Genomic DNA, 3,427 nt, shown 5'->3' on the forward strand with positions numbered 1-3,427 from the left:
ACTCAGGTGGCAGTGGAGTCCCCGGAGCGCAGCGACAGGGGCGCAACGGTCTCCCGCGGGAGGAGCGGAGGTGAGATCGACGAACCCGGGACAAAACGAATTTAAGATCAGGTGTAGGGGAGATCCCGTCCCAGGACTGCGAACGGCCTCAGGTCGCCGGGGAAGATGAAGTGGCGCAGCACGTCCTCGAACCCGAACCGGCGGTAGAGCCGCCACGCGCGGGATCGCTGCTCCTCGGGCACCTCGGGTGTGGACAGCACGACCGTGCTGCCGGTCGCCATCCGCAGCAGGCCGGCCAGCTGCTGGGCGCCGAGCCCGTGACCCTGGGCGGTCGGGCGTACGTGCAGTTCGACGACCTCGAAGGGCTTGGCCAGCCAGCGCCGGCGGCCCTCCTCGGTGAGGCCGGAGTTCACCTGGTCGTGCCACCACTGGCCGGGGCCGCCGGGGTAGCCGTAGCCGAAGCCGAGCAGCCGCCCCTCGCTGGTCAGCGTGGCGACGCCGCGGACGTCGGGACGGCGTACGTGGGAATGGAAGCGGCCGGCCCGGGCCTGCAGGTCGTTGCCGTGATGGCCCATCGCCTCGCCGTACACCTCGATCACTTCGTCGAGCCGGCGCTGCAGGTCTTCCGGGGTCCACGCGACGATGCGGATGTTCACGTCACGCCACCTCGGCCGGGCTGCCGCCGGTGATGCGGAGCAGTTCCGCGTACGTGGTGGGGAAGACGGTCTGCGGTACGCCGCCGGCCGCCCAGATCTCCGCGTACGCCGAGAGATCGGAGTCCACGAGCGTGCGGACCGGTTTCGGGTGACCGAGCGGCGCGACCCCGCCGATCGCCTGGCCGGTGTGTTCGCGGACGAAGTCGGGGGTCGCGCGGTCGAGCCGGGCCACCCCGAGGGCGGCGGCGACCTTGCGGGTGTCGACGCGGTGCGCGCCGGAGGTGAGCACGAGCAGCGGCTGCCCGTCGGCGGCGAAGATCAGGGAGTTGGCGATGGCGCCGACCTCGACGCCGACCGCCTCGGCCGCGAGCGGGGCGGTGTGCACCGCCGCCGGGAGGACGCGGATCTCGCTGGGCCGACCGTGGCCGTCCACCGCGTCGGCGAGGGCGAGCGCCTCGGCCACCGCGCGGACGTTGGGGTGGTCATGCATGAACGGATTCTCGCACCTGCTCCGGGACGGGCTTGGCGATGCGGGCGGTTTCGGCGAGTCCGACCCCGGCCAGCAGCACGGCGCCGCCCGCGAGCTGCGCGGGGGTCAGTTTCTCGCCCAGCGTCACCCACGCGAAGGCGCCGGCCACGACCGGTTCGATCATGCCGATGATGCCCACGCTCGTCGCGGGCAGGTGCCGCATCGCCGCGGCCACCAGGCAGTAGGGCACGATCGACCCGAAGATCACCAGATACGCCGCGAGCAGCCACACCGGCAGCCCCTTCGCCGTGCCGCCCAGCGCGCTCCAGTCCCCGACCCCCACCACCAGCCTGTACGCGAGCCCGGCCAGCGCCGACACCGTGAACGCCCAGCCGGTGAGCGAGACCGCGTCGCGATTGCGTACGCTGTGCGCGCCGAGAACGTAGTAGGCGGCCAGCAGTACCGCACAGGTCAGCGCCGCCGCCACGCCGATGACGTCCAACCGCAGGTCACCCCCGATGTTGGCGACGCCGGCCAGGCCGAGCAGGCACAACCCGAGCCCCACCCACAACCGGGGGCGTACCCGTTGGCCCTGCCCGAACCGCGCCCACACGGCGACGAACAGCGGCGCCGTGAACTCGAACAGCAGCCCGATGCTGACCGGGATGCGGGCGATGGCCACGAAGTACAGCATCGGCACCAGGAAGAACCCCGTCAGCCCGTACGCGATCAGCATCGGCACCTCGCGCGCGGAGAGCCGGAGCCGGGCACTCGGCAGCGCGGCGGCCACGACGAGCAGTCCGGCGGCCGCCCCCACCGCCCTGAGCAGGGTGAGTTGCTGAGCGTCCAATCCGGATTGCAGGATGAGCTTGGCGGCGGTGCCGTTGACGGCGAACAGTGTTCCCGCGGCGAGCACCATGGCGACGCCGACACCGGGACGGCCGGCGGCGTACGGACGGAGAGGGGTCACGGGTGTGAGGCTAGTCGTTCCTTACGTACGACATCGTCGTACCTGTGGCCTAGAGTTTAGGCCAGCTGGGAGCGGTCGGCGCGACTCGCCCAGGCCAGAAGTTCGAACGGATGTTCTAGACTTTCGACTGCTGTTCTCATAGACTGTCGATGGGGCCACGGTTCGCGACGTGACCCCGAGGCGCGAGCGCAATCGCGCCGACCGAGCCGGTGGGCATTCGCGGTGCCCGCTACGGCTCCGACAGGCGGGATCGTCATCCGCCGCCCAACCCGACCCCCGGGTGGCGGATGACGTACCCGATCGGTTGGCCGGTCGGGTGTGGTGTGGGGAAGCTCCACACCCCCCGGCCATCCGGTACCCGCCTGCACGAGAGCAGTAGCTGCTGCGCTTCCCCCGCAGCGGCGTGTTGACCCCGTCGACCGCCGAGGAGAAGCGCATGACCGCCACGACCATCAGCACGGCCACCGGACCCGTCACCGGATCCGCCACGTCCGATGCGGCGTACGCGACCCCCGGCTCGCCCGTCGGCGTCGCCGCGCACCTCCTGCCGCACCGCACCCCCGTCGAACTGGTCCTGCTCGCCCGGCGCGGCCTCGGCGAAGCCGCTCTCACCATGGCCTCCTCGCAGCGCTACGCCACCGCCCACCTCGCCGCCCTCCGGGCCGCCGCCGCCGTGCTGGCCGTCCGGGCCCGGCCGGTCACCGCCGGCCGCCGCCGTGGCGCCCGGGTCACCAGCGCCTGGCTCCTGCTCACCAAGGTCGCCCCCGAACTCGGCGAATGGGCGGCGTTCTTCGCCGCCGGCGCGGCCAAGCGGTCCGCCGCCGAGGCGGGGATCGCGCGGGTCACCCCGCGAGAGGCGGACGACCTGCTGCGGGCGGCCGGGCAGTTCATCGACCTGGTGCAGGCCGAGCTGGGACTTCACCCCGACCAGCGTCCTGAAGGGATCGCGGGGCGGTAGCGTCCACACACCACAGACCCCCGGCGGGATCTTCCGAGGACCACCCGCCGATCGGGGCGATGCTGCGCGCGGCGGCTTCCAGGGCTGCCGTCGCGCGCAGCGATCCCCATGAGACTCCGGTTTGCACTCTCCCCTGAGCGGTATTGCCGGATAACAGTCCAGCTCGTCGTGTGCCCCACCTCCGCGGGGTACTCGGCGGGCTGGACTGTTTGCGGGTGGGGTCTTGGGGGCTTTGGGGTCTTGGGGTCTTTGGTGGTTGGGGTCTTTGGTGGTGGCGGGGAAGGTTGCTGCTGGTGCGGTCGGCGCTCCGGACCCCTTATGCACCGCCCGTCAGCTTCAGAGATCCTCGACTTCGTCGCGGATCTTGTGCGCTG

Annotated in this window: 4 protein-coding genes; 1 reads left to right on the top strand and 3 read right to left on the bottom strand. The window is 71.8% G+C overall.

Annotated features, from left to right (window positions below):
• Positions 1-107: 107 nt before the first annotated feature.
• Genes G401_RS0138950 through G401_RS0138960 form a run of 3 tightly spaced genes read right to left on the bottom strand, consistent with a single transcriptional unit; the run spans position 108 to position 2,095 of the window.
• Entirely contained in the window at positions 108-650 is a 543-nt protein-coding gene (locus tag G401_RS0138950; protein ID WP_027346742.1) for a GNAT family N-acetyltransferase, read from the bottom strand.
• Positions 651-657: 7 nt separating this feature from the next.
• Entirely contained in the window at positions 658-1,146 is a 489-nt protein-coding gene (locus tag G401_RS0138955; RefSeq protein ID WP_027346743.1) for a YbaK/EbsC family protein, read from the bottom strand.
• The gene (locus tag G401_RS0138960; RefSeq protein WP_027346744.1) at positions 1,139-2,095 is read right to left on the bottom strand and encodes an EamA family transporter; all 957 of its coding nucleotides are present in this window, start codon (positions 2,093-2,095) and stop codon (positions 1,139-1,141) included. Before G401_RS0138960 ends, G401_RS0138955 begins: the two co-directional genes overlap by 8 nt.
• A gap of 436 nt (positions 2,096-2,531) precedes the next feature.
• Between G401_RS0138960 and G401_RS51435 the strand changes: the two genes are divergently transcribed.
• Positions 2,532-3,053, top strand: coding sequence for an SAV_6107 family HEPN domain-containing protein (locus G401_RS51435; RefSeq protein ID WP_169734309.1), 522 nt, complete (start codon positions 2,532-2,534; stop codon positions 3,051-3,053).
• The last annotated feature ends 374 nt before the right edge of the window (positions 3,054-3,427 follow it).

Origin of the sequence: Hamadaea tsunoensis DSM 44101, assembly GCF_000428945.1 — a bacterium.
Classification (GTDB): Bacteria; Actinomycetota; Actinomycetes; order Mycobacteriales; family Micromonosporaceae; genus Hamadaea; species Hamadaea tsunoensis.

What these genes read in the sequence shown, in the direction of transcription:
- G401_RS0138955 (WP_027346743.1), bottom strand. Translation starts at nt 1,146, where the DNA reads ATGCATGACCACCCCAACGTCCGCGCGGTGGCCGAGGCGCTCGCCCTC.
- G401_RS51435 (WP_169734309.1), top strand. Translation starts at nt 2,532, where the DNA reads ATGACCGCCACGACCATCAGCACGGCCACCGGACCCGTCACCGGATCC.